2 protein-coding genes are annotated in these 1,505 nt (G+C 66.2%); both read right to left on the bottom strand.

Annotated elements, in window-relative coordinates; all coding sequences use genetic code 11:
- Window positions 1-747, bottom strand: a 747-nt coding sequence (locus tag G569_RS0129500) for a flagellin N-terminal helical domain-containing protein (RefSeq protein ID WP_028066082.1), incomplete at its 3' end; no start/stop codon positions are given.
- A 122-nt stretch (window positions 748-869) separates the two neighbouring features.
- Window positions 870-1,505 (bottom strand): flagellin (locus G569_RS0129495; RefSeq protein WP_028066081.1); only part of this gene is annotated, 636 nt, incomplete at its 5' end.

Genomic DNA, 1,505 nt, shown 5'->3' with positions numbered 1-1,505 from the left:
CGCCATGTCCACGTCGCGGATCCGCGACTCGGAAGCGGTGAGGTTCTCCTGGTAGGTCGCCAGGTTGTTCAGGCGATGCTCGAGGCGGTTCTGGACCGCGCCGAAGTCCGCGCGGGCCTTGGAGACCGTCTTGATGGCGTTGTCGATGTTCGAGATCGTCGACAGGCCGCCCGAGCTCAGCGCCGCGGCGGCGCCGGAGGCGCTCGTGATCGCGGTCAGCTCGGCGAGGCCGGCGGAGACCGACACGCCCATGTTGCCCGAGAAGTTCGCCGCCGTGGTGGTGATCGTCTCGGAGTCGTTGGCGCCGACCTGGAAGGCGAACGTGACCGCGCCGAAGACGGCGGTCCCGTTGAACTTCGTGTCGGTGACGATGCTCTTGACTTCCTGGCCGATCTGGGCGACCTCGGCCGCGATGGCGTCCTTGTCGTCCGAGCTGTTGGTGCCGTTGTTGTACTGCACCTTCAGGTCACGCACGCGCTGCAGCATCGAGTGCACCTCGGTCAGCGCGCCTTCAGCGGTCTGAACGAGCGAGATGCCGTCCTGCGCGTTGCGCTGCGCCTGGGCGAGGCCGCCGATCTGGCCGCGCATCTTCTCGGAGATGGCGAGGCCGGCAGCGTCGTCGGCGGCACGGTTGATGCGATAGCCGGACGAGAGCTTCTCCATCGACTTCGCAGCCGCGGTGGAGGTCGTGGTCAGCTGCCGGTGCGTGTTGAACGCCTCGACGTTGTTCTGGATACGAAGGCCCATGATTCAACACTCCTTGTTGATCGGGTGGTTGGGCGAACGAAGCGACTCCTTGTCGCCTCGAACTGGAAGATCGGCCCCGGAGGGCCGATCTTGAGTACTACGGTGGTCTTTCAGACAGCTGCTCAGCGCAGCAGCGAGAGGACGCCCTGCGGCGCCTGGTTGGCCTGCGCGAGCATGCTCGTGCCGGCCTGCTGGAGGATGTTCAACTTCGTGAACTTGGTCATCTCCGCGGCCATGTCCACGTCGCGGATCCGGCTCTCCGACGCCGTCAGGTTCTCCTGGTAGGTCGCCAGGTTGTTCAGACGGTGCTCGAGGCGGTTCTGGACCGCGCCGAAGTTGGCGCGAGCCGTCGACACGTTCTTGATCGCGTTGTCGATCGTCGAGAGGCCGCCGAGCGCGCCGCCCGAGTCGAGCGCCGTCTTGGTGCCCGAGAGGCTGGCGAGCGAGGTGATCTGCGACAGGCCGCCGTTGCCGGCCGTCCCGATGCCGCTGGCGAAGTTCGCCGCCGTGGTCGTGATCGACTCGCCGTCATTGGCGCCCACCTGGAAGGTGAAGCCCGACGAGCCGAAGACGGCCGTGCCGTTGAACTTCGTCTGGGTCGTGATGTTGCCGATCTCCTGCGCGATCTGCGTGACCTCGGCGGCGATCGCGTCCTTGTCGTCGGAGCTGTTGGTGCCGTTGTTGTACTGCACCTTCAGGTCACGCACGCGCTGCAGCATCGAGTGCACCTCGGTGAGGGCGCCTTCCGCGGTCTGGAC

This window comes from Solirubrobacter soli DSM 22325 (assembly GCF_000423665.1).
Lineage (GTDB): Bacteria > Actinomycetota > Thermoleophilia > Solirubrobacterales > Solirubrobacteraceae > Solirubrobacter > Solirubrobacter soli.
The sequence above is the reverse complement of the archived record's forward strand: the minus strand, read 5'-3'. Positions and strand labels throughout refer to the sequence as shown.